This window comes from Candidatus Thorarchaeota archaeon (assembly GCA_021498125.1).
Lineage (GTDB): Archaea > Asgardarchaeota > Thorarchaeia > Thorarchaeales > Thorarchaeaceae > B65-G9.
In genome coordinates this window covers 59926-82255 of sequence record JAIZWL010000005.1, presented here as the reverse complement: position 1 = coordinate 82255, position 22330 = coordinate 59926, and the positions used below count along the sequence as shown (strand labels likewise).

Here is a 22330-nt window from a genome sequence, read left to right as displayed (position 1 = left end):
TATTTGACAGGGGAATAAAGTAATGTCCGAAGACAGTCCATTGGGTCTACTTGAGAAATTCAAAGAGATTGATGCTTACGAGACCCTTGTAAATGAAAGAATTTTGTTCATCCTCAACAGAGAGATTGGTCTTGCACCATACACTCATGAATTCATACCCTCACGAAGAGATTCACAGATCATGTCGGGGTTCATATCCGCCCTGAGTAATTACATGAGTGAGATGACAGGACAACAGGCCCCTCAATGGAAGACCGTCTACGGGCCTGATTCGACAATGATCGTGGAGAATGGGACGTGGGCCTCGGGAGTGATCTCAGTAGCACGCGACACTATTGAGACCCGAAGTAAACTCAAAAAAGTGGTCGCCGAGTTCGAGGAAACCTTCCAATTTCTTCGGGATGCCGCAGAGCTAGAGGGCTCTCTCTTTGCCGAGTTTGATAATTTCGTGCGTCGTGTGTTCACCGCAGACCGAATCTCAGAACGGACTCTTATTTACAAGGTGACCGAGGATCCAAGCGCATTCCGGCCCACCCTGCCCAGTATTAAATTTAAGATCGTCAAGTTTTTAGAAAATGCGGTTGATTGGCAGTCGGTAGCCGAAGCGGCAGTCAATCAGGGGATTGATTTGGATGAAACCATCGAAATAGTATCGCAAGCATATTGGGGAGGGGCCATCTCCCTGCTTCATGTCCCCAGTGATTATGATGTGCTCATGCCCTCTGCTGAGGCGCTCACGGTCATCTTCAATCCGTCAAATCCAACAGGAATATCGTACAATACACTTCGTGTGGTAGGGGCCTTGGATGGTCGTATCCCCCTAATCCAACTAATACGTGAACTTGGGATTCAAGGGGACGAGAGCATTCTATTAGAGCTTGGTTATCTTCTTAACAAGGGACTCCTACAACGGATATCTGTAGAAGAACGATTCGCATTAATTGCAGAATGCATCGGTTCGCATTTCTTCAAGACCATCAGTGAACATATTGGGAATGATAATGCAGCCTCCCTATTCGACAGCATTGTCAAAGAAGGCATTTCCCAATTCCCGTGGATTGCCTTCTTGAAGCTGACCAGTGACAATCATATCATCTATCCCCGAGTCCCCGGTCTCACACCAAATGATATCGACGGGATCACTGATGCAATCGAGTATATGGTTCAAGAGGTCTCAAATAACTTGTCAGAACTGATTAGCTCGGAAACCGCTGAGAATCTACTTCGCAACGCACGAAAATCATGTGAGGCAAAGTATCAGAACTTGCTTCAAAACATCATTGTATGAGCATCATGATTTTGCAGAGGCATCCCCAAAGACCAGAGTCTTTACTATGACCGGAATGACAACACCTTCTACAACGGGCTTGCCAATGTCAACAAAATCTCCTTCGTGAAGATGCAACTCGTCAATGGAGAGAACATCACTGTCGATCTTGGTCTCACGCTTCATCACGTTTCCGACACTATTCCCCACATCCTCATTAAAACATAATAATATGGGACGCTTCTGCCGAATCGTGTTTGGAAGTGCCTCGACCAGCCCTTTTCCAAAATCAGCAAGGAACGTGTACGAAGGCTTCACTGCGCCATTGAACGTCAGAATAAACTCGTCTTCGCCCTCATGTAGATTAAATCGTTTTAGGGCCTCTTGAACCGATCTTCGCACACTGGTCGCAACCGACTCCTCTATGACCAGATGTGGTTCGACAACGGGAATGTTCCGGATGGGGAGATCTATTCCCGGAGACAGAAATGTGGTTGAGCCACTAACATGTAGACTGCTCTGACCCGCACCAATGACTGTTGCACGGATCAGATGGTTAGGTACTGCTAGATGGAGCCCTGCTGAGTTCATCCGATCCAAGATTGCTCTTGCGAGAAATCGGCCGAGATCATTGAAGTCCCTAGTCTCACGGTCATAGATGAATTCGGCCACGCCTCCAGAAAAAGTGACTTCATCAACCTTGTCACTGTAACGAAGTGGTGGTGTCATCATGAGTACACGAGTGAGGTCTGTTGACACCTGCCCAGTCATGAATTCCATAAGTGCATCCGCAAGAGCCCCAGCTATTTTTTCGAGATGATCAGAATCTATATGCTCGCCCTTGGCCAGATTCAGACCAAGTGTCTTAGCGGTCGATCGACAGGCATTCTCTAAACGAACGATAGTCCCAGAGCCATCATGCGCTAAGAGCCGGCCACCTACATTGATCGCAGCGGTGTCTATCACATGGCCATCACTACAGATCGCAATGTTCGCAGAGCCTCCACCGATATCCACATTCATGATCACTTTGCAAGACGTTCGAGATCTCTCAACGACACCTGCACCATAGGCTGCAAGAACCGATTCGAAATTGGGCCCGGCAGTGGCTGCAACAAACTTACCAGCCTCACCGGCCAACGAGCGAACTATCTCTTCAGCGTTCTCTCGTCGCGCACTCTCGCCTGTAATGATCACAGCACCAGTATCAATGTCCTCAAGAGAGAAACCGGCTGATGCATAGTCATCCAAGAGAAAATCTCTCAGGCTTTCAAAATCGATCGTGGACTCATTAATCATGGGTGTCAGATGAATAGGACCTTCATACACGACCTCCCGCTTTGTGATCTCAAACTTCTCGGTCCTCTTTGTCGGACTCTTCTCAAGGAGAAGCTTGCTGAAAATGATATGAAACGTCGCGGTGCCAATATCAACACCAACACTGGTCAATTCCTTGCGCTCGGTCCTCACGAACATCAGTGGTTCAACTCAAATTTGTTTTATTTTGTAGAGGCTTTGGCAATTTTGTTTGGAACAATTTCAGTTTCAGGTGACGGTCTCCGTCTGCGGAATGATGATCTTAAAGGCGGTTTCAGGGTCGGTGTCAACGACTAATCTCCAACCATGCGCCTTTATGATCCGCTGTGTGATCGTAATTCCCCGACCACCAGTGCCGCCCTTGGATGAGTAGGTACCTGAGAGAATGTCGTCAATCTGCTTTGGATCAATTCGTGTTCCATTATTAGATATTATGATAATTATCCCGTCATCAGTAGATTCGCTGGATACACGGATACGTGTCGCATTCCCATGTTCTATGGCATTCATAAGAATATTTTCTATTGCTTGAGAAACTTTCATCTGATCGCAATTCACCAGTGGAATGCTCTCCACCGTGAATGAGACCTCAGGAGGGATACAGTATTCGCCAACAGAACGGATGATCGCTTCAATGTCCACAAACTTCTTGACGCCGATGACCAATCCGGACTGAGCAAGCTCTCGGGAGTTCTCAAGGGTGTGCTGGATTTTTTCAAGGGCGGAAGATATTCCTGTAGCAATCTCCGAGTCTGAGCCGTCAGACAATAGTTCCACATATGAAGCGATCACCTGCAACGAGTTGCGCAGGTCATGATCAAATTGGTTAAGGAACGAGATCATCTCATCTCTCTGACGGGCTAACTGCTGGTGGACTGTTCTGATCGGAGTCATATCGGTCTCAATGACAAGAACTGCGTCAAGTCCAATACGGACGGTCTGAAAACTTGTATGAGTCACTGTAGAATCAAAATAGGATGGATGTACGAGTTCAACCTTATTCGAAATACCCGTCTGATACGTACTCGTGACCATCTCTACAATTCGATCCATTTTACTATAGACATCATGAAGGGTCTTGCCGACCATCGCCTCGGGATCGGAGAAACCACGTTGAACGACCGCGGCCGGATTTATCCGGAGCAGAATAAATTCGTTCTGAGTATACACGAAGAGAAAGGAGGGATTTGGAAATGCATTGAACACGTACCGAAGACCCCGTGTGCTAGGCAATGCCTCCGCTGAAGTAAGATAATGAGTCATCACCAGAACCATATTCAATCCGACGGGTATAATCTCCCAATACGTGAGCACGTCGTCATGTTGTGGATATTCGTGATGCTCCTCCAAAAATCGTGGAACCCCATCTGAAAGAGATAGACGGATAGCCTCACCGATCTTTTCGAGACCTATCTGCGCCATCTTTTTGAGAGAAGAATCATCAAGAGAGTATCCCAACTCGTTTGCCCGGAAAATTAGCGGGTCGTTAAAGCGTTCGAGATAGATCCGCCCCTTGTGGTTCTTAACCCAGATACCCGCCGGTATAGGCGAGGCCTCGATCAGGTCCAATAACTTTCGGTACAAGAGATTCTTGCGTTCGGCGATCACCTGAACGATATCTTCCGCCTGTGACCTAAATGCAGCCAGCTCTTCTGAACTCTCAAGGGGATTCTGTAGCCATATCAGATTCTGAACCTGATACGGTGATGAGGAATCGGGTATATTTGCAAGGTCAGTAATTAATATTATATTACTCTGTGGATGACACGGCATCGAGGGTAATGACTTCTGAGAAAGTACAGAAATGACTGACGAGTCATCAATCACAACGATATCGTAATTAGCCATGACCGTGCTATCATATGACTCCTGCATAGTAGAAATATTATCGATATCACCAACTAAGTCAATCTCTTGGAATACATCGCGTACGAGTGCGACCAGATCGTTGTGGACCAATGCAATTAGTACGGAAACATTCTTTGACATTATTCCATCTTCTTGCCGTGCTGTGACCTAGATAGTGATGAGTATACTATAAGGTACGATATCGGGTCTTTTATGAAACGTTAGTACTAATATACGTACAGTTAATCGCATTTGTATAGAAATTATTAGAGAATTGCCCGAAAGTCCTCTTTGACCTTAGTACTGACGGTCATCTTGGTCACGCGGACCACATCCTTGATCTGTCCTATTGACTGCACTGTCCTATTGATTTCGTCAGTAGTTGCACAGGAAATGTGAACAAGCAAGTCAAAATCACTGTAGATAACATACACGCACTTGACACCTATCATATCGGACAGTTGCTTCCCTATCTCTTCCGCATCGGTCCCTGGCTTTGTATGGATCATCAGCCAAAGATTTTCGCGGAAACCAAGTTTATCACAGGCCACTATTGCAGCATACCCTTGAATGATGCCGCGCTGTTCTAATTTCTTCACACGTTTGCTGATGGTCGCCACGGTAGTCCCCAAAACATCCGCGATCTTGTTAAAAGACGCACGGCCATCGAACTGAAGCAGTGTAATTATCTTGATATCTAGCTCATCAAGATTGTCCATTTGATCTAAGAGAGCCTTGATCTCATCAATGCTTCTCTTGTGCATTTCAGGCCAGTGTTTTTTCACGCGATTAATCTCCACAACTATAGTTTTAATACGGCCATATGAATCGTGCGTTATCAATAACAACTTTGGCTTTTATTGCTCTGTTCATAAATCTATTCATAACAAGGGTTTTTCTAAACATTCGTTTACTATAAGGGGTTATGGCCATACATTTATTTACTTGATACTCTGGTCTTTGAATACTACTGACATTGGTGAAAGTAAATGACAAAGAAATTCACATTCATGGTCGCAACTCCTCCATATGACAAGACCGGTGCTTTTACAGCAGTCAGAATCGGATTAACGGCAGTCATGGAAGAGATCGACACTACAATTATCCTGATGGAAGATGGTGTGTATTGCGGAGTCAAAGGTCAGCACTCTACTCAATTCTTCCAAGTTCTCGAGGTGCTTCAGGACTTTCTTGAGGCTGGAGGAACGCTCCTTGTGTGTGGTCTTTGTATCAAAGAGCGTGGCATCCCAGAAGAGAACCTTATTGATGGCGCAAAAGTTGTTGACATTCATAGTGTTGTCCACGCAATGAAAGACAGCAATCAGACTGTCTTCTTTGGAGCATAAATACATCAGAACGAGGTGACCCGTTTTGTCAGGGACAAGATACAAGGCCCCTCCCTCAGTCCGTACTCCTTTGGAGAAGGATCCAGAAATAGAGGAGGCCCTCATAAAGGCAGGATTCGATCCGAATCTCTGCATGCAGTGCGGTACGTGTACAGCAAGCTGCCTCTCCGGAAGGTGGACTGCAATGCGTACCAGAGAAATCATGCGCAAGGCCGCCTTCGGGGACGAGTCAGTACTATCAGACCCGGACATTTGGCTTTGCACAACGTGTTATGCCTGCTATGACAGATGTCCACGAGACCTCAAAGTGACCGATGCGATCATTGTTCTGAGAAACATTGCATCCGAACGTGGGTTCATAGCAGACAAGCATCGAAAGACCGTCGATATCTTACACAAGACGGGCCACGCTGTTCCAATTAATGATAAGATCAAGGCGATACGAAAAGAGCTCGGCCTTCCAGAGATCCCACCAACAGCTTTTGCATACCCCGAAGAAGTACGTAAGATGGCGCAGATGCTCTTTATACTGCCACCTAAACATGAGGACGAGGAGGACACACAATAGTGTCAACAGAATATTCATTTTTCTTGGGCTGTATCATGCCCAATAGATACCCGGCTATAGAATCAACAACACGATTTGTCCTAGACAAACTCGGAATCGAAGTCAAAGAGATGGAGAAAGCAGGGTGTTGCCCCGCGCCTGGTGTCTTTCGATCATTCAACAAACCAGACTGGATGGTCGCAGCGGCGAGGAATATAGCCATTGCCGAGAGCAATGGAGCGGACATCCTGACGGTCTGTAATGGGTGCTTTGGAACGCTCTTCGAGGTCAATCATGCCCTCAAGCATGATGATGAACTCAAGAAAAAGGTCAATGCACGTCTGAAAGATCTCGGATACCATGTCGAGGCCAGTGGCGAAGTGAAGCACATCGCACAGGTCTTGGGGTTTGACATTGGACCAACAGAGATTCGCGACTATATTAAGCGAGAAGTCGCTCTGACGGGAGTCATTCACTACGGGTGTCACTTTTTGAGGCCCTTTACGCTCAAACAGATCGATGATCCAGAAGACCCGACCATTCTAGAAGACTATTTCATTGACGGACTTGGCATCGAACTACTTGATTATCGACGAAAACATGCCTGCTGTGGTGCAGGTGGTGGAGTACGTGCTGCGCACATAGAGGCATCAATGGATATGCTCTACGAGAAAATGGCTGCGGTCAAACAAGTTCCAGCTCAGGCACTTCTTGACATCTGTCCATTCTGTCATCTACAATTTGATGGTGGACAACAGACGCTTAACAAACAACGCGGCACTGACTTTGACATACCGATCATCCATATCTCTCAGATAACAGCATTTGCGATGGGCATGGATGATATTGGCATGAAATATCAGGCGACAGCCCCTGACTTCAAGCTGGAGGGCAGACCACTATGAGCAAAAAAGAAGATACTAAAAAGAAGCCACGTATTGGAGTGTTTGTCTGTCACTGTGGAGAGAACATTGCAGCAATGGTCGATGTGAAGAGCGTCGCAGAATATGCTCGCACACTTCCGAATGTAGAGTTCTCCACTGACTACATGTTTATGTGTTCCAAACAGGGCATTCAACTTATCCAGGATGCGGTCAAAGAACACAATCTTGACAGAACCGTTGTGGCTTCATGTTCGCATGAACAGCACTGGCCCACGTTTGCAAAGGCCATCAGTGATCTTGGCATGAATCCACACATGCACACTCAGGTCAATATCCGTGAGTGGGACTCTTGGGTCACAGATGACAGAGAAGCAGCAACGGCCAAGGCTAAGAGAATGGTAGCCGCAGGAGTGGCCCGTGCAGCACAAAAAGAAGAAGTCGGAACCGAAAAGCTTCCCATCACAAAGAGATCAATGGTGATTGGTGGTGGGGTTGCCGGACTACGGGCCGCGATGGATCTTGCCGAACTGGGTATTCCAGTCGTTCTTGTTGAGAAGGAGACCTCCATCGGTGGTCACATGACCATGCTCAACAAGACATTTCCAACAGATGAGTGCCCTATGTGTACGCTCAGTCCTCTGCTCAACGGAGTGATGTCACATCCCAATATCGAGGTGCTCACTCTGAGCGAGGTGACAAATCTTGAAGGATCAATGGGCAACTTCGAGGTAGAAGTCACGACCAAACCCCGCTATGTCCATGACAATTGTACGTCATGTGGGCGCTGTGCTGAGGTCTGTCCTGTTGAGGTAAAGAATGAATGGGATCATGGTTTCGGAATGCGGAAGGCTGCATACAAGCCCTTCCCGCAGGCACTACCCTCGGTCTTTACGATTGACATGAGACATTGTATCGATTGTGGGTCATGCGTTATAGCATGTCCTGTCGAAGCCATTGACTTTAGCATGAAGAAAGAAAAACGCACTTTCAAGGTTGGAACAATTGTTGTAGCAACCGGATACGAAGAGTACGACCCAACAGAGATCACGGCGTACCACTACGAGCATCCTGATGTCATCACACAGATGCAGGCAGAACGCATGTTCTCTCCGACCACGCTCACAAAGGGCAAGATCGTGAGACCCTCCAATGGCCAAGTGCCCAAGACGGTAGTTGTTGTCCAGTGTGTCGGCTCGCGTAATGATCAGGTCGGAAACGAATACTGTACAGGTGTGTGTTGTATGTATGGCATCAAGAATAGCCGATTCATTAAGGAACACTTGCCTGACACAGAAGTCTTCTTCTGCTATATCGATATTCGAACACCAGGTCTTCACTACGAAGAATACTATAAGCGAGCTCAGAAGACGGGAATTCGCTTCATTCGCGGAAGGCCATCCTCAATTGAACCCGACCCGCTCTCTGACAAGTTGATCGTTGATGTGGAAGACACGCTCACTCATACCCCCTATGAGATCATGGCCGATCTGGTCATTCTGAGTGCGGGCATGGTCCCACCAAAAGGATTTGGCAAATTGGGCGGCAAACTCGGGCTCCTCAGGGCGAAGGAGGGCTTCGCAAAGGAGTACCACATCAAGATGGGACCAGTCAAGAGCAGTCGTGATGGAATCTTTCTTGCGGGTGCGATCCAAGGTCCAAAGGATATTACTCAGTCTGTTGGACATGCTGGTGGTGCTGCCTCAGCAGCAGCTCAACCTCTTGTGCGTGGATACCTTGAGAAACGGATGGACACTGCGGTCATTGACAAGGATCTCTGTACTTCATGCATGGCGTGTATCGCCACCTGCCCGATCGGTGCAATAGTCGTAGGCGAGGCGGGACAACCAGTGGTCAATGATGCAGCATGCAAGAGTTGTGGCGCGTGCGTCCCAGCATGTCCCACAGGAGCCATCCAGATACGCAACTTTAGAGACCGGCAACTGAATGCGGAGGTCTCAGCGCTACTCTCAGCTGCGAAGGCAGGAGGGAGCAACGAATGATTGTAGGATATCTCTGTGAAAACTGTGGTCAGGGCGCCGCGAACACTGCTGGTGTCCTGCGAATGAAGTATAGTGACGAGATCAATATCGTGCGAGTCCCCTGTGCAGGTCGTGTGGGGGCTCGTGAGATCCTCCATGCCTTTAATGCAGGTGCTGAGGCGGTAACAGTCATCGGCTGTTGTTTTGGAGCATGCCACTACAATGATGCCAACCTCATCACTCTTCGAAGAGTAAAGATTGTCAAGAAATTCCTCGCGGAGATGGGCTATGGTAATCACTGTGTGACAATGTATACAGCACGTGCTGCCGAGGGCGACACTGTTGTCGGAGATTTTGATGACATCATCGAACGAAGGGCTCATGCCGAAGACACGACCTGTCCGGGAGGTGAGGCATGATGGCAAAGATCAAGGTCAGTGTCGTTCACCTCAATGGCTGTGACAGGTGTGCATGGCAACTGATCTCGCTGGCGGACAATGCCAACATTGAAATCGTGGAACATCCTTTCCTCAAAGGTTCTGGAGAGGCGGATGTTATAGTTTTGACAGGCCACGCCCTCAAGTCCGATGCAGAACGTCTCAAGAAATACGAGGGCAAAAAGATCATTCTCTATGGCACTTGTCCATATAGCGGAGGAATCTTTGGCCTCGCAAATCAAAAGATCACGGGCGAGGTCATTCCAGTGCCAAAACTCATCGAAACCAGTGGTGCGGTCTTGGGTTGCCCACCGGACCCAGAGGAACTTCTCACCCTCATAGCAGGCAAGGAGATCGAGCGTAAACCCCTATGCAAAGAATGCTCACGAGCAATCTCCGAAGAGAAGATCACCAGTATCATCCGCGTTCCGAACTGGAACAACCAGGAGACCTGTTTTAACAATCAAGGACTCCCCTGTAATGGAGTGATCGCAGCAACCTGTGCTCAGAGATGTATCGACTTTGGCACACCCTGTCGAGGCTGTGTTGCACTGACCGATGACCCACCGGGAAGAATGATTGGTTACTTTGGATCACTTGCGGCTCAGATAGAAGTTGACACTACTTCGACCACATGGACAACTGATACTCTTGGTGACAGGCCGGATGATCTGACCCGGGGTCTCGTGGATGTGGTTGGCACCTTTTTCCGGTTCCATCTTGCTTCACACTTTGCATACTCCGGTAAGAACCCGTCCTCGGGAGACCAATTATCAGATATCATGATTGCCCGTGCGATTGAAGAGGCCCCACAGATCTCAGCAACCATCTTTGGTCGCCATGGGATCTCAGTGGCATTGAATCTCATAGAGGCATACGAGGATGCTGCTGGAATCAAGGTGTCCAAGGAAACCAAGGACCTTCGAACAGAATTACGGAATATTCAGAAGAAATTACTTGAGACCCTCAAATCACCTACTGCTGAGGGCATCAAAGAGATCATTGCAGACATCCGCGGAATCGGAGGGAATGAAGTCCTTTCCAACGTCTACTTTGGAGGGTTCAAGACCCCGGCCAAGGCTGCACAGGTGAGCTTTGACACGTATCAGATCAGTAGTGAGTTTGAGATAAAAGCGGTGAAGGCCTCTGCTGAGGACGAGTTCAGCAAGGTCAGCTTCACTACAGATGATGAAGGAATTATCAGGGAGTGGACATATGAGCTTCGATCTGCTTAAAGAGCAAGTCATAGACAAGGGCCTGTGTGAGGGCTGTGGTCTCTGCGCAGGTACTTGCAAGTCAATTGTTATGGAGAACGGGACGCCAAAACTCGTTGGGAAATGTATTCTCACACGAGGCGCAGATAACTGTGGACGGTGCTATGACATCTGTCCGCAAGCACACCCGGAGAAGGTACCAGCAAAGATCGAGAAGCCTCTGGTCATCACTTCGCTGAGAGCTAAAGACAAGAAGTTTCTCGAGGGAGTGACGAATGGTGGTTTTGTGCCGGCGTTTCTCGCATTCCTTCTCAAAGAGGGCGACATAAAAGCCGTTCCGGCAGTTGTCGGCGAGAAGTACGAACATGAGGCGGTCATTGTCACCGACCCTGATGAGATGATCAAGACGGCTGGAACAAAATATTCTCCCACAGGAGTCATGACAAAGTTCCTCGAATACGCTAAGAAGACACGAGCCAATATGGCAGTCATCGGCCTTCCATGTGAACTCCGTGGTGTGTCATTGTGGGAAAAGAAACTAAGTACGAAGGTCCTCAAGATCGGACTCTTCTGCACGAACAATATGCGGAAGGGTGAAGACGGAAAGACGAGCAAGATGGGGTCATGTGATCACTGCACTGATTTCATCGGGGTCCATGCTGACATCTCCTGTGGCTTCGCAGGAAGTCCAAAGGGATTCACGACTGTCATCGCCCTGACCGAGAAAGGAAAAGAGGCCCTTCAGAAAGCGCTTGATGCTGGCATCTTTGAGGTTGGAGAACCCGACTTCACAAAGGTAGAGGCAGCACAGGCAAGAAAGGCCAAGCGTGTTCCAGCAGAGATCGAAAAGCCACTCCGTGAAAAGGTCTTGGAACACTTATCAGAGAAGGGCTCGGCCGATACATTGACATTGGCTGAAGATCTCAATGCTGATAGTGCTCTGGTCCACTACCATCTGTTGGTGCTCCAGCAGCTTGGAGAGATAGAATGCCAAGAGAATCCAACAGACCCCTATTCACTCAAGTGGACTGTGATTCAGTAAAAAAGGAGGTACATACAAAATGGACTATGATGAAGAACTTGATGTGCGTGGGCAAGTCTGCCCATACCCCGCGCTAAAGACCAAAAAAGCACTGATGAAGATGAAACCGGGCACTATACTCAAAGTGCTCATTGATCACCCACCAGCTGTGGATTCGGTCAAGCGCGAGATCGCAAAGACCAAGAGCAAGTTTCTCGAAGTAGAAGAGGAAGACGATGAATGGGCCCTCTACTTTGAATGCGTGAAATAGAGAAAAAACAGGGCGAACGACTATGGCCAAACTTGCATTTCTCGTTCAGACAGAACCATACAAGTTTGAGGCCATTGACACTCTCCTGAACATGGTCCGCGCAGCCGAACGGGCGGGACACGAGATACTTGGGGTCTTCTTTTTTGGCTCCGGTGTCCATGCCCTGCATGGCCATGTAGACCCAGGTAATAATGTCCGCAACATTCCCCAGAGACTCAAAGAAGAAATAGCAGACAAAGGCATCGCACTCATTGGATGTACTGCATGGTTATCAATGGGCGGTGTCTGGAAAGAGGATCGGATAGACTCCGTTCAAGAAGAGGGTCTCGGCTCCTTGACTGAACTGGTTTGTGAGGCGGACAAACTCATCTTTTTTGGCCCAGGAGTGTGACAGCATGGACTCAATTCTGATCTATTGTGATAAGGGGCCATATGGCACGAACATTACTGTTGAGGCGATCAGACTCGCAGGGGGATTCCTTGGTCTTGGACCTACTATCCCCTGTGACATAGTCTTTGACAGGGATGCGGTCTACTTCTTGAAGAACAATCAGAATACCTCAGGTCTCAATGTGGACTCTCTTGATGAACCGCTAGAACTACTCGATCTTGTGGATGCCGAGATCTATCTCGTGGAGGAGGCATTGCAGGAGAGAGGTCTCACAACGGACGATCTTGTCGAATATCCAAATCTCCATGTCATAACAATGGAGAAGCTGGCTCAAATGATGACCGAGTATTCGACTGTGGTCAGGATGTAGGAGAGATACTAATGAGCTCAAAGATACTCTATCTCTACGGTTTTTCCCCACAGCAGAGAACCACTCTAGAACGCCTCAGCGATGTGATCAAGCATCAAGCAAAGCTAGGTCATGAGGTCTCAATCATTCTTCTTCAAGACGCTGTTGTGGCTACCGCCCCTAAGAACATAATGCCAGACGCACTTCAATCACTCATTAGCATGGGCGTTCAAATCTATGTCTTAGGAGAAGATCTTGATGCGAGAGGACTATCTGATTTGCCACTCAGCAACGAAGTGACACGCATCGACTATGACCGACTCATCGAACTTGTGGTCGAGAGCGGCACTCTGTGTTCATGGTTATAATAAATAAAAATGAGAGGGGGTATAAATTCCCCCTACATCTATTTTTTAAAATTCAATATATCTGTCGTGCTTGAAGATACCATCAATCATGGTGGCTGCTCCAGCAATCTCGATTCTCTCGTCCATGAAGTCTTTCTCGGAGAGTCCTCTAAACTCCGCCGAATTGGAACATACTTGGATCTTTCCACCCTCTTCTAGAAACATGTTGATAAGCTCGGGAAGTGGTGGAAATCCCGGAGCCTTGATCTTCTCAGGAATCCCTTTTTTGACCAACCAGACAGCGTCCATCATAAGAAAGATCGTCACATCGATGTCCTGAGCCTGAGCGGTAGTCCCTGTCACGAATGGTCCATAGCAGCGTTCAGCAGCCTCTGGACCCCATTGACCAATTATGTATAGTGAAGGCATTTTGATATCAACTCCTTACATAGCTGCGAGATCTACATAGAACAGGACAAGCCCTAGTAGGTAGAAGAACAGCACGAGAAGGTTCGTAATATGCGAGCTGTGCATGGGTGCGCCCTGCATAGTCTTCATCAGAATAGGCAGTACTTGAACAAATTCCATTAATACTGCTAAGAGAACCAGTACTAGATCCACAATGATGAGTAGATGCATGATGTCGAATTGAGCTGCTGTCGCCGAGGCACTGAACATTCCAAAAGCCAGTATTCCCAAAGAGACGAACATCGCAAACATGAGCATCATGACTTGCATCATCAGATACATTCCCATTCTGCGGGCTAAGAGAAAACCCGAAAACATGGCAGAAATTGCCAGGCCTGCCAGAATGAATAGTAGTAATTGAAACAGTGCCATGAAGATTCACCTATAGGCGCAAAGTTTCACGGTGTAACAAATAAAGATGCCGAAACAGCATAAATTCGCAGGCTTCAACATTTCAATCCGTAACTCTATGAGGCCACATGAGAAGCATTTTGATAGTATGTGGCTTCCGTGTTGAGAAGACTGATAAGTGAAAATTCGGCTGCGCAGCCTGTGAGTTCAAATGACTGACTATGAAGTTGCACGAGAGTTTGATGCATCAGGACTACGTTGCCCGATGCCCGTTTTGAAACTAAAGAAAGAGATCCAAAAAATCGAAGTTGGTCAGATCCTCAAAGTTATTGCGACCGATGTCGGGTCGAAAAAGGACTTTCCATCGTGGGCAGAACGAACAGGAAATGAGATCCTCGAACTGCGAGAAGAGGGCGACAAACTCATCTGGTTTGTTAAACGGAATAAATAAAACAAAGAAAAAACATCATATATGCGGAGCGAGACTCATTTCTATCGTTCCGCACAATCTTGAACTGTACACTCATAATCAAGCGGTATTTTTATCCGAAACGCCGGATTTTCGGTGGGAACAAGATCAATTCCCCAACCATGAGCGTCCACTAGCCTCCTGACAATGAGAAGGCCTCGACCGCCATGCGGCTTTGATGAGACCCGTTTACGAAAGAGGGTCTTACGAATCTTGGGAGGGATCGGCAGACCATTATTGCGGAATATAATGTTATAATATTTCTCGTCTTTGACACACTCGATCTCTATCTTTGTAGCCTTCCCATGTTCAATAGCATTTCGAATGATGTTCAAAAACATCTGGATCACTTTGTGATTATCACACCGCACCATAGGTAGAGACGAAACACTCACAGAAACCGTCGAGGGAGCGATCATGTGTACAATACTGTCAATGACCTGATTCAGATCACAACACTGGAAATGGCCAATGGTTTCGCCTGCTTCGGCAAGCAAAATAGACTCAGTCAGCATTTGGTCAATGTGCGCAACAATATTACGGATGTCATCAATTCGCTGATGACGCACCTCTTCCTCAAGTAACTCAAGGGTAAGCATCAGATTATGCAAGAGGCCCTTAATATCGTGACTCATCTCGTGAGCGAAAGCACTGAGTTCCTCAGTCTGCTTATTTAATTTCTTTTGCATATTCACGTGCTTTGTGACATCAGTGATGGTCATGATGATCGAGCGACCCATAACTCTCGAAAATGAGAGTAGAAAGATACCATTCAGACCAATAGCTGTACAGTGACATGGAATCTCACCACGGATCACTCCTCCTGACAGCAAAGCCTCATCAAGGGCCGCCTCGACCTCAGGCATACCCTCAAAGATGTCCCGGGCGGTTTTCCCAATGAATGCCCTAATCCGACCTCCAGTCACTATATCAGCAGCATCATTATACGAAATCAGAATATATTTAGAATCTAATTGTGACCATAACAGGGCCGCTACTGGAATGCTCTCGAAAATATGAGAGTACTGATCGAGACTATGAACACTGACCTTTCCTAGTGCTTTCTGATCAAACTCAATTAAATTTACAATATAACCCGCGCCGCCATCTTCAAGAATGATCGATCGCACCTTGGCAGGGACAATAATACCATCCCAGCTGCGGTACTTGGTCGTGAATTGTAGAACTCGTTTTATTTTTAATTTCTCAACCCGCTCCTTAAAACTGGCTTCGTTAACATCGTATTCTAGTTCATAGATGGGTTTGCCGATAATATGCACTGTATGATATCCAAGAGAAGATATGAGAGAACTATTACATTGAGTAATGATTCCTTGTACTGTATGGATGACTAGCGCGTTTGTCGCGGCGTTCTTAATGAACGTTGCAAGATCAAGTGTGCGCATAGACCGTTGATCCTCAACTAGAATGAATCCAAGAAACTCTTGTTCGGCAAATAAGGCGCGTGTTACGAACCGTAAACGAGTCCGCTTCAGAGGAATCTCAATCAGAGAAGGTTCGGAGGATCGCCGATTCTTTGCAAGTATATAGGCATTTTTAATAATTAGCATTTTCTTGGAACGAAGTGGTGCTCCAATATTCACCTGTTCCACGTACTTGCGGGTCAATTTCATAATTTTAATGAAATGTTTATTATAATATGAGAATCTCCCGGTTGCGTCCAAGATCGCAACTCCACAGGGCACTTGACGTAATATGCTTCTCAAAGCTGCCTGAAGTAATGGAGGGTTCAGTGTATCACTATTTACGACTGCAAGACCGCCTCTGGATTCGTCTGATGTGAGCCGACTGTCTGGGGATGCCTCTCTAGTATGATGATTCACTGGCCTCACGCACTTTGGAACAATGGTTTGTTTTCCCGCACTATCGGGACTCCCTAAACCCGAATTAATCTGGAATAATCGGGGATTTAAGAGCTTTGGAATTGTCTCAAAAACTGCAATACATAAAATATGGTTACACAATCAAATACCCGACTTAATGACCTATTCATATCGATGTTCTAAATCAGAAAACCATGGCGCAACAACTGCATTCTCCACTCGATCCGAGGAGGGAAGATAGGGTTTAATGTCTAAAATGGGGGTGCCATCATTTGCATCGATCTGGTCCACGACAATGGTGCACGCGGCCATATCTACTGACACGACTTGAACGATCGAATGACCGATCGGATTAGGACGTGATGGAGACCTACACGAGAAGACACCAGAGCGTTCAGGAATACGACCACCTATCGGAGTAACAACAAGAGTCGAACGATCATCATCTGTGTCACGACCTGAGATCCACCACAGGACGATGATATGCGAGAACCTGTCAACATTTAGAAGCGCCTCGCAAAAACTCTGGTGGATCACTATCTGAGGAAGGCGCCCCTGCGTTTTTCTGACCAGACCGATCTCGTGCAATACGAATGTCATTTTGTTCTCACTTGTCAAACACAACAACGTGTCGAGTCTTATCAGTAATATGGTCATAATAAAAGTATAATTCGGGAAAATTATTAGTTTAAAGAGAGAGGAAAAAAACAAAGTCGGGTGACGGGCAAGAGCCCGCACCGATTTCAAGTATAGTTTAGAATACTTAGTCTAGTAACGTCGGCCTCGGCCGCTACTGCGACCTCGCTGACCGCCTCGGCTGTAACCACCGCCACTGCGACCACCGTAGCCACCGCCACCATAGCCGCCACTGCGACCACCGTAGCTACCGCCACCACCGCCATAATCTCGGCGTCGACGACGATCATCTTCATGCTCTTCAGCAGACATATCCACTTCAGTATTGACTTCCTCGATTGGGCTCTCAGCCTCTTCGAGTTTGCCGTACCTACCAACATTGAGTCGCAGGTTGCCTCGGAAAAGTCCGGTGTAACCGTTGGTCAGTGTGTAGGTCTGTCCTTCTTGAACCTGATCGATAGTGTCGTCCCACAATGGTACTTGAACAGTGCCAGTGGAATCACCGACTGTTGCGTCCAATACGCGGTGTGTTTCCATATCTCGACGCGATGATACCTCGCGTTCCTCACCTAGCTCAACAACTTTGAAACTAATGGTGACGTTCTTCATTCTCGGCCGCAACTCGGCCACTGTAGCCTCAACAGGCTCTCTGTCGTAACTCATTTCGAATACACTCGCTATGCGAATATGCAGGTCTCCAAAACTAGCGTGTTCTTTGGCGGATGTTGGTTGTTGGGTAGTCTCCCTCACTAAACTCTGTCTCGGAAATCGCGTTGTGGTTGTGTTGCCTGCAACATCAATTGGTACTTCTTCCCTTATTATAGTATGCATTGGACGGAGCACCAAGACACGGATCATTACCCACTCGGATCGAGAAGCAATTTAAGTAAAAATAAATGGGTGGTCCCATAAGGGACCAGTAACAAAAGACATCAACTCATTTGTCGTAGAGATGACACGCGACCATGTGGCCATTCCCCACATCCACAAGCTCAGGCTCGACCTTAGAGCAGATATCCATGGCCTTAGGACACCGGGGATGAAAACGACAACCCGAAGGAGGATTGATCGGACTTGGGATCTCACCCTGGGGTACTGCTTCAGGCATCTCGGCTTTAGGATCGGGAATAGGAATCGCACCCATGAGACCAACTGTGTAAGGATGCAATGCCTCTTCATAGATCACATCAGCACTTGCAAGCTCGATGATCTTACCAAGGTACATGATAGCAATCCGATCACAGACATGGCGAGCCGTAGAGAGATCGTGAGAGATGAACAGGTATGTGAGGTCGTACGCCTTTTTCAAGTCCATCATCAGCTCTAGGAGCTGGGCCTTAATCGACACATCAACCATGGCCACAGGTTCATCAGTCACAATAAACTCGGGTCCAAGAATAATGGCTCTCCCAAATACAACACGCTGCTTCTGACCCCCACTCAATTGATGTGGAAGTCGATCATAATACGTAGAGGCTGGTGCCAGACCTACTCGTTCAAGAACCTCCTCGACTGCGGTTCGCCTGTCCGAAGGGCTTCCAATTCCTTGAAGGCGCAATGCATCAGCAATGGCTTGACCAATTGTCATTCGCGGATTAAGCGACGACGTAGGATCCTGAAAGGTAAACTGGATCTTCCTCCGAAGCATTCGCAGGGCGCTGCCTTTGATCTGAGCTATGTCACGTCCTTTGAAATAGATGTGACCATCAGTTGGTTCAATAAGACGGACGCAAAGACGACCGGTCGTTGTCTTACCAGAACCAGACTCACCAGCAAGTCCAAGCACCTCACCCTTTTGGATCTCAAAGGAAATATCATCGACAGCCCGGACAAACTGCTTATTTCTTGTCAGTAGAGCGTCCAAAAACCCCTTCTGCACAGGGAAATACTTCTTGAGTTTTTCTACACGAATTAATGGTACTGTCATTATTGCGTTCCCTCCGAGTATAAATGACAGGCTACATATCCTCCACCATCACGCTCAATAAGAGGAGGCTGCACTGTCTTACAGATCTCTTTTGCATGTGGACAACGCGGACGGAACATGCATCCAGTCATCGGTTCGGTGAGATCTGGGGGACTTCCAGGAATCCATGCCAGCGTCTTGTCAGGCTTGCGAACATCAGGAACAGCTTGAAGTAACGCCTGCGTGTATGGATGCTGTGGCGATTCAAATAGACTATCAGTCGAGGCCAGTTCCATCAACCTCCCAGCATAGACAATAGCAATATTATCCGCATGTTGGGCCAGCACACCAAGATTATGAGTGATCAGAACCATGGTGAGGTTGAATTTGTCCTTCAACTGAGTCATCTCTTTCATGATCTGAGCCTCAACGATAACATCCAGTGACGTTGTTGGCTCATCTGCGATCAGCAGCTTTGGTTTCAAAGCAAGACCAAGACCGATCATTACCCGCTGTCGCATTCCACCACTGAACTGGTGAGGATAATCACTCATCCGCTCGGGAAGTATCCCAAGTGCGTCTAGGACCTCAGCGGCACGTTCCAAAGCATCCTCCTTTGAGATCTCAGGATGATGCGTACGGATCAATTCGGTGAAATGTGCACCAATGGTCATCAGTGGGTTGAGTGAAGTCATTGGGTCTTGAAAGATGTATGCAATCTCTTCACCACGAAGCACATTCATCTCTTCGGGCGAAAGACCAACAAGATCAATCTTTCCGGCCGGAATCTCACCACCTTCATATGCATGTGGCTCGGCGACGTCAAAGAATATCCGACCGCCAACAATCTCACCCGGATACGGTACGAGTCCGATTATCGATCGCCCTAAGGTGGATTTTCCGCAACCGCTCTCACCTGCAAGTCCAAGTGTAGTATTCTCTGCAATAGATAAAGAAATATTATCTACTGCACGCGCGATTCCGCGTCTCGTTTTGTATTCTACTGAAAGATTTTCGATTGTTACCAAGTCACCCATAATCATCACTCCTGCAACTTTGGTGTCAACAACTCGTTGAGACCTTCTCCGGTCAGGGTAAATCCTATCGCAAGTAGAACGATCATTAGACCCGGAAACGTGATCACCCACCAAGCACCAACTTGCAGAAGAATTGGCCGGCCACTGGAGAGGTCATAGCCCCAGTCTGGAACATCTATACCAAAACCAAGTCCGACAAAGGTCAGACCTGCTGCCGTAAGAACTGCATCTGCAAAATTGATAGTCATAACAACAACAGCTGATGGAAGGACATTGGGCAAGATATAGCGAATGAGAATGTCTCTGTTTCTTGCACCCAGCACAATCGCAGCTTCCACGTAGGGTAATTCTTTGACTGTTAAGACTTGGCTTCGTACAACTCTGAAATACGAGGGTATGTAAATCACTGCGATAGCCATAGCCATATTGACAATCCCCGGCCCCAACATTGCAGCAAGAGCAATCGCAAGGATCAGACCCGGTAGTGCAAAAATACTATCCATGACCAACGAAGTCCCACGGTCTATAATCCCACCATAATATGAAGCAATAAGACCGATAGGAACACCTATTGAAAAACAAACAGTTACAGAAAGAACGGCAACCTGCAACATATTTGCTCCGCCAGCTATGACACGGCTAAGCATGTCCTGACCCAGTTCGGTTGTACCGAAAATAAATTCCGAAGTTGGCGGACTGGTAGTAGGTCCGACATTCAACGTAAATGGGTCATATGGCACAATGTACTTCGAGATCGCTGTCATATAGACGATTGCGAACACGATAATTAATCCAGCCATTGTTATTAGTCCGGGAGCCCCACGATCTTGCAGTATAGGGTAAACCTCGAATATTAAAAACAAATATGCTGTAATCATTAGAGACCCTATTATGAGGGCAAGAGGAAGGGTGGACCCTTCAACAGGAAGCACTAGAAATGCAACCACTCCAACTAATAACAAGAATAGACCTGATAGCCCAAGGTAAAAGAATGTGAGATTCTTGGCTGTAATTCGCTCTATCTTCAAGAAGAAAGAGTCCATGCGCCTAAATATGTAGATGAGAATCCCTGCACCAAATGTTGCTCCAACCACAGGAAGTCCAATTCCACTGTGTGAGAAAGAGGCAAGATAGATCAGTCCTGAAAAAACGATCAGAGCAAATATTATGGCCAAAACGACCAAAATTTGCCACTTACGAGACTTTTCAGCGAAAGTACCTTCTGCCGCATCAAGACTATAAAATATTCCACTGACTAATTTTTTCGCCATTTGATTTAGACCTCCTTAGAATCGGATCCGTGGATCCAGATATGCGTACAACAAATCAAGTACCAATGTGACCATTGTCACAAGTATGCCAAAAAATACAACAGTCCCTTGAATGGCAGTGTAGTCTCGTTGAGAGATCTTCTCAAAAAGAAATGATCCAAGGCCTTCCCAGCTAAAAGTGATTTCTGTAAGTACTGCACCAGCAAGAAGCGCGGCGAACTGTAGACCAATCATGGTAAGAATCGGCAAGAACGCATTCTTGAGAGCATAGCGGTATGTAATGGCATTATCCGAAAGCCCTCGTGCTTTCGCAGCATCCACAAAATCAAGTTTCAGTGTTTCCAACATATTAGTTCGAGTTAATCTAATAAAAATACCACAAAGAACGGTACCTAGAGTGATAGTAGGAAGGATAAGATATCTCACAGCGGTAACAAACGAATAAAGATCGCCTGCTAGAATACTATCTATGGTATAGAGACCTGTGACATGAGGCGGTGCCTGTCCAATATCAAATCGACCAAGGGGCGGAAGCACTCCAAGCCAAATCGCAAAGATAAACTGCAAAATCATCCCCAAGAAGAACACTGGAATTGCATAAGTGATGGTTCCAAAAATACGAATTGTATTATCTTGCAATGAACCATAAGTCTTTGCTGAACGCACACCAAGAAATACGCCAACAACAACTGCAAATATCATAGAGTAGATAGTTAACTCGAGAGTCGCAGGAAAACGGGCCTGTATCTGATAACTGACTGGCTCGAAATCACCAGTCATAGATTTGCCAAAATCACCATGAAATATGCCGATCAAATAGTCAATATATTGTTGGTACAGCGGTTTATCTAATCCCAATTGATGCCTGTATAATTCGATTGTTGCGGGATCGGGTGGTTTCTCGAAATGCAGAAGTACCGGATCTCCCGGCAATAATCGTAAGATGAGAAATACAAATGTGAACAATAAGACAATCATCGGGATTGTTAACAGTACCCTTCCGACAACGTATGATCTAAGTGTCATCTGATATCAACCTTCCATATATTAATCATCAATTTTCTAAATAATATAAAAGGGTCTTAGAAGGGGAATTACCAAGAATTCCCCAAAAAGACCCAGTTTCTGAG

At 46.9% G+C, this 22330-nt stretch carries 25 protein-coding genes; 13 read left to right on the top strand and 12 right to left on the bottom strand.

What is annotated here, in order from left to right:
- Positions 1-22 precede the first annotated feature (22 nt).
- Positions 23-1288: a hypothetical protein gene (locus tag K9W43_11320; protein MCF2137811.1), complete on the top strand. Its 1266-nt coding sequence runs from the start codon at positions 23-25 to the stop codon at positions 1286-1288.
- Between the two features lie 3 nt (positions 1289-1291).
- Here the strand turns inward: K9W43_11320 and K9W43_11315 are convergent, their stop codons facing one another.
- The 3 genes from K9W43_11315 to K9W43_11305 form a co-directional block, all read right to left on the bottom strand.
- Positions 1292-2743, bottom strand: coding sequence for an ethanolamine ammonia-lyase reactivating factor EutA (locus tag K9W43_11315; protein MCF2137810.1), 1452 nt, complete (start codon positions 2741-2743; stop codon positions 1292-1294).
- A gap of 69 nt (positions 2744-2812) precedes the next feature.
- A complete protein-coding gene (locus K9W43_11310; GenBank protein ID MCF2137809.1) occupies positions 2813-4573 on the bottom strand; it encodes an ATP-binding protein in 1761 nt (586 codons plus the stop codon).
- A gap of 125 nt (positions 4574-4698) precedes the next feature.
- Complete coding sequence (locus tag K9W43_11305; protein ID MCF2137808.1) at positions 4699-5217, bottom strand: Lrp/AsnC family transcriptional regulator; 519 nt, start codon at positions 5215-5217, stop codon at positions 4699-4701.
- A 204-nt stretch (positions 5218-5421) separates the two neighbouring features.
- Here K9W43_11305 and K9W43_11300 point away from each other — a divergent pair, with 204 nt between their 5' ends.
- Genes K9W43_11300 through tusB form a run of 11 tightly spaced genes read left to right on the top strand, consistent with a single transcriptional unit; the run spans position 5422 to position 13239 of the window.
- Complete coding sequence (locus tag K9W43_11300; GenBank protein ID MCF2137807.1) at positions 5422-5778, top strand: DsrE family protein; 357 nt, start codon at positions 5422-5424, stop codon at positions 5776-5778.
- Between the two features lie 25 nt (positions 5779-5803).
- Complete coding sequence (gene hdrC, locus K9W43_11295; GenBank protein ID MCF2137806.1) at positions 5804-6346, top strand: CoB--CoM heterodisulfide reductase subunit C; 543 nt, start codon at positions 5804-5806, stop codon at positions 6344-6346.
- Positions 6346-7230 (top strand): CoB--CoM heterodisulfide reductase subunit B, encoded by an 885-nt coding sequence (hdrB, locus tag K9W43_11290; protein ID MCF2137805.1) that lies wholly within the window; start codon positions 6346-6348, stop codon positions 7228-7230. Before hdrC ends, hdrB begins: the two co-directional genes overlap by 1 nt.
- Positions 7227-9209, top strand: coding sequence for a CoB--CoM heterodisulfide reductase iron-sulfur subunit A family protein (locus K9W43_11285; protein ID MCF2137804.1), 1983 nt, complete (start codon positions 7227-7229; stop codon positions 9207-9209). The genes hdrB and K9W43_11285 overlap by 4 nt, the downstream gene beginning before the upstream one ends.
- Complete coding sequence (locus tag K9W43_11280) at positions 9206-9607, top strand: hydrogenase iron-sulfur subunit (protein ID MCF2137803.1); 402 nt, start codon at positions 9206-9208, stop codon at positions 9605-9607. The genes K9W43_11285 and K9W43_11280 overlap by 4 nt, the downstream gene beginning before the upstream one ends.
- Complete coding sequence (locus K9W43_11275) at positions 9604-10860, top strand: hypothetical protein (GenBank protein MCF2137802.1); 1257 nt, start codon at positions 9604-9606, stop codon at positions 10858-10860. Before K9W43_11280 ends, K9W43_11275 begins: the two co-directional genes overlap by 4 nt.
- On the top strand, positions 10841-11881 hold the full coding sequence (locus K9W43_11270) for a Coenzyme F420 hydrogenase/dehydrogenase, beta subunit C-terminal domain (GenBank protein ID MCF2137801.1): 1041 nt from the start codon (positions 10841-10843) through the stop codon (positions 11879-11881). Before K9W43_11275 ends, K9W43_11270 begins: the two co-directional genes overlap by 20 nt.
- Positions 11882-11900: 19 nt before the next feature.
- On the top strand, positions 11901-12131 hold the full coding sequence (locus K9W43_11265) for a sulfurtransferase TusA family protein (GenBank protein MCF2137800.1): 231 nt from the start codon (positions 11901-11903) through the stop codon (positions 12129-12131).
- A gap of 22 nt (positions 12132-12153) precedes the next feature.
- The gene (locus tag K9W43_11260; protein ID MCF2137799.1) at positions 12154-12522 is read left to right on the top strand and encodes a DsrE family protein; all 369 of its coding nucleotides are present in this window, start codon (positions 12154-12156) and stop codon (positions 12520-12522) included.
- A gap of 4 nt (positions 12523-12526) precedes the next feature.
- Positions 12527-12892: a DsrE family protein gene (locus tag K9W43_11255; GenBank protein ID MCF2137798.1), complete on the top strand. Its 366-nt coding sequence runs from the start codon at positions 12527-12529 to the stop codon at positions 12890-12892.
- A gap of 11 nt (positions 12893-12903) precedes the next feature.
- Positions 12904-13239: a sulfurtransferase complex subunit TusB gene (gene tusB / locus K9W43_11250; protein ID MCF2137797.1), complete on the top strand. Its 336-nt coding sequence runs from the start codon at positions 12904-12906 to the stop codon at positions 13237-13239.
- A 45-nt stretch (positions 13240-13284) separates the two neighbouring features.
- Here tusB and K9W43_11245 read toward each other — a convergent pair whose 3' ends face one another.
- Both K9W43_11245 and K9W43_11240 read right to left on the bottom strand, forming a co-directional pair.
- Complete coding sequence (locus tag K9W43_11245; protein ID MCF2137796.1) at positions 13285-13647, bottom strand: DsrE family protein; 363 nt, start codon at positions 13645-13647, stop codon at positions 13285-13287.
- Positions 13648-13662: 15 nt separating this feature from the next.
- Positions 13663-14058, bottom strand: a complete 396-nt coding sequence (locus K9W43_11240) for a hypothetical protein (GenBank protein ID MCF2137795.1) — start codon at positions 14056-14058, stop codon at positions 13663-13665.
- A 190-nt stretch (positions 14059-14248) separates the two neighbouring features.
- On the opposite strand from K9W43_11240, the gene K9W43_11235 reads away from it, so the two are divergent.
- Positions 14249-14488: a sulfurtransferase TusA family protein gene (locus K9W43_11235; GenBank protein ID MCF2137794.1), complete on the top strand. Its 240-nt coding sequence runs from the start codon at positions 14249-14251 to the stop codon at positions 14486-14488.
- A gap of 41 nt (positions 14489-14529) precedes the next feature.
- Here the strand turns inward: K9W43_11235 and K9W43_11230 are convergent, their stop codons facing one another.
- From K9W43_11230 to K9W43_11200, 7 genes are all read right to left on the bottom strand, one after another.
- The gene (locus K9W43_11230; protein ID MCF2137793.1) at positions 14530-16350 is read right to left on the bottom strand and encodes a PAS domain-containing sensor histidine kinase; all 1821 of its coding nucleotides are present in this window, start codon (positions 16348-16350) and stop codon (positions 14530-14532) included.
- A gap of 162 nt (positions 16351-16512) precedes the next feature.
- Positions 16513-16950, bottom strand: coding sequence for a tRNA (N6-threonylcarbamoyladenosine(37)-N6)-methyltransferase TrmO (gene tsaA / locus K9W43_11225; protein MCF2137792.1), 438 nt, complete (start codon positions 16948-16950; stop codon positions 16513-16515).
- A gap of 168 nt (positions 16951-17118) precedes the next feature.
- Positions 17119-17649: a hypothetical protein gene (locus tag K9W43_11220; protein ID MCF2137791.1), complete on the bottom strand. Its 531-nt coding sequence runs from the start codon at positions 17647-17649 to the stop codon at positions 17119-17121.
- 274 nt (positions 17650-17923) lie between these two features.
- The gene (locus K9W43_11215; protein ID MCF2137790.1) at positions 17924-18913 is read right to left on the bottom strand and encodes an ABC transporter ATP-binding protein; all 990 of its coding nucleotides are present in this window, start codon (positions 18911-18913) and stop codon (positions 17924-17926) included.
- Complete coding sequence (locus K9W43_11210; GenBank protein MCF2137789.1) at positions 18913-19929, bottom strand: ABC transporter ATP-binding protein; 1017 nt, start codon at positions 19927-19929, stop codon at positions 18913-18915. Before K9W43_11210 ends, K9W43_11215 begins: the two co-directional genes overlap by 1 nt.
- 5 nt (positions 19930-19934) lie before the next feature.
- Positions 19935-21200 carry an ABC transporter permease gene (locus K9W43_11205; GenBank protein ID MCF2137788.1) on the bottom strand — a complete coding sequence of 422 codons (1266 nt, stop codon included), beginning with the start codon at positions 21198-21200 and terminating at the stop codon, positions 19935-19937.
- Between the two features lie 15 nt (positions 21201-21215).
- Entirely contained in the window at positions 21216-22226 is a 1011-nt protein-coding gene (locus tag K9W43_11200) for an ABC transporter permease (GenBank protein MCF2137787.1), read from the bottom strand.
- Positions 22227-22330 lie beyond the last annotated feature (104 nt).

What these genes read in the sequence shown, in the direction of transcription:
- K9W43_11320 (MCF2137811.1), top strand. Translation starts at nt 23, where the DNA reads ATGTCCGAAGACAGTCCATTGGGTCTACTTGAGAAATTCAAAGAGATT.
- K9W43_11220 (MCF2137791.1), bottom strand. Translation starts at nt 17,649, where the DNA reads ATGAGTTACGACAGAGAGCCTGTTGAGGCTACAGTGGCCGAGTTGCGG.
- K9W43_11315 (MCF2137810.1), bottom strand. Translation starts at nt 2,743, where the DNA reads ATGTTCGTGAGGACCGAGCGCAAGGAATTGACCAGTGTTGGTGTTGAT.
- K9W43_11285 (MCF2137804.1), top strand. Translation starts at nt 7,227, where the DNA reads ATGAGCAAAAAAGAAGATACTAAAAAGAAGCCACGTATTGGAGTGTTT.
- K9W43_11270 (MCF2137801.1), top strand. Translation starts at nt 10,841, where the DNA reads ATGAGCTTCGATCTGCTTAAAGAGCAAGTCATAGACAAGGGCCTGTGT.
- K9W43_11260 (MCF2137799.1), top strand. Translation starts at nt 12,154, where the DNA reads ATGGCCAAACTTGCATTTCTCGTTCAGACAGAACCATACAAGTTTGAG.
- K9W43_11210 (MCF2137789.1), bottom strand. Translation starts at nt 19,929, where the DNA reads ATGGGTGACTTGGTAACAATCGAAAATCTTTCAGTAGAATACAAAACG.
- K9W43_11300 (MCF2137807.1), top strand. Translation starts at nt 5,422, where the DNA reads ATGACAAAGAAATTCACATTCATGGTCGCAACTCCTCCATATGACAAG.
- tusB (MCF2137797.1), top strand. Translation starts at nt 12,904, where the DNA reads ATGAGCTCAAAGATACTCTATCTCTACGGTTTTTCCCCACAGCAGAGA.
- tsaA (MCF2137792.1), bottom strand. Translation starts at nt 16,950, where the DNA reads ATGACATTCGTATTGCACGAGATCGGTCTGGTCAGAAAAACGCAGGGG.
- K9W43_11275 (MCF2137802.1), top strand. Translation starts at nt 9,604, where the DNA reads ATGATGGCAAAGATCAAGGTCAGTGTCGTTCACCTCAATGGCTGTGAC.
- K9W43_11265 (MCF2137800.1), top strand. Translation starts at nt 11,901, where the DNA reads ATGGACTATGATGAAGAACTTGATGTGCGTGGGCAAGTCTGCCCATAC.
- K9W43_11235 (MCF2137794.1), top strand. Translation starts at nt 14,249, where the DNA reads ATGACTGACTATGAAGTTGCACGAGAGTTTGATGCATCAGGACTACGT.
- K9W43_11205 (MCF2137788.1), bottom strand. Translation starts at nt 21,200, where the DNA reads ATGGCGAAAAAATTAGTCAGTGGAATATTTTATAGTCTTGATGCGGCA.
- K9W43_11240 (MCF2137795.1), bottom strand. Translation starts at nt 14,058, where the DNA reads ATGGCACTGTTTCAATTACTACTATTCATTCTGGCAGGCCTGGCAATT.
- K9W43_11215 (MCF2137790.1), bottom strand. Translation starts at nt 18,913, where the DNA reads ATGACAGTACCATTAATTCGTGTAGAAAAACTCAAGAAGTATTTCCCT.
- K9W43_11280 (MCF2137803.1), top strand. Translation starts at nt 9,206, where the DNA reads ATGATTGTAGGATATCTCTGTGAAAACTGTGGTCAGGGCGCCGCGAAC.
- K9W43_11245 (MCF2137796.1), bottom strand. Translation starts at nt 13,647, where the DNA reads ATGCCTTCACTATACATAATTGGTCAATGGGGTCCAGAGGCTGCTGAA.
- K9W43_11200 (MCF2137787.1), bottom strand. Translation starts at nt 22,226, where the DNA reads ATGACACTTAGATCATACGTTGTCGGAAGGGTACTGTTAACAATCCCG.
- K9W43_11255 (MCF2137798.1), top strand. Translation starts at nt 12,527, where the DNA reads ATGGACTCAATTCTGATCTATTGTGATAAGGGGCCATATGGCACGAAC.
- K9W43_11310 (MCF2137809.1), bottom strand. Translation starts at nt 4,573, where the DNA reads ATGTCAAAGAATGTTTCCGTACTAATTGCATTGGTCCACAACGATCTG.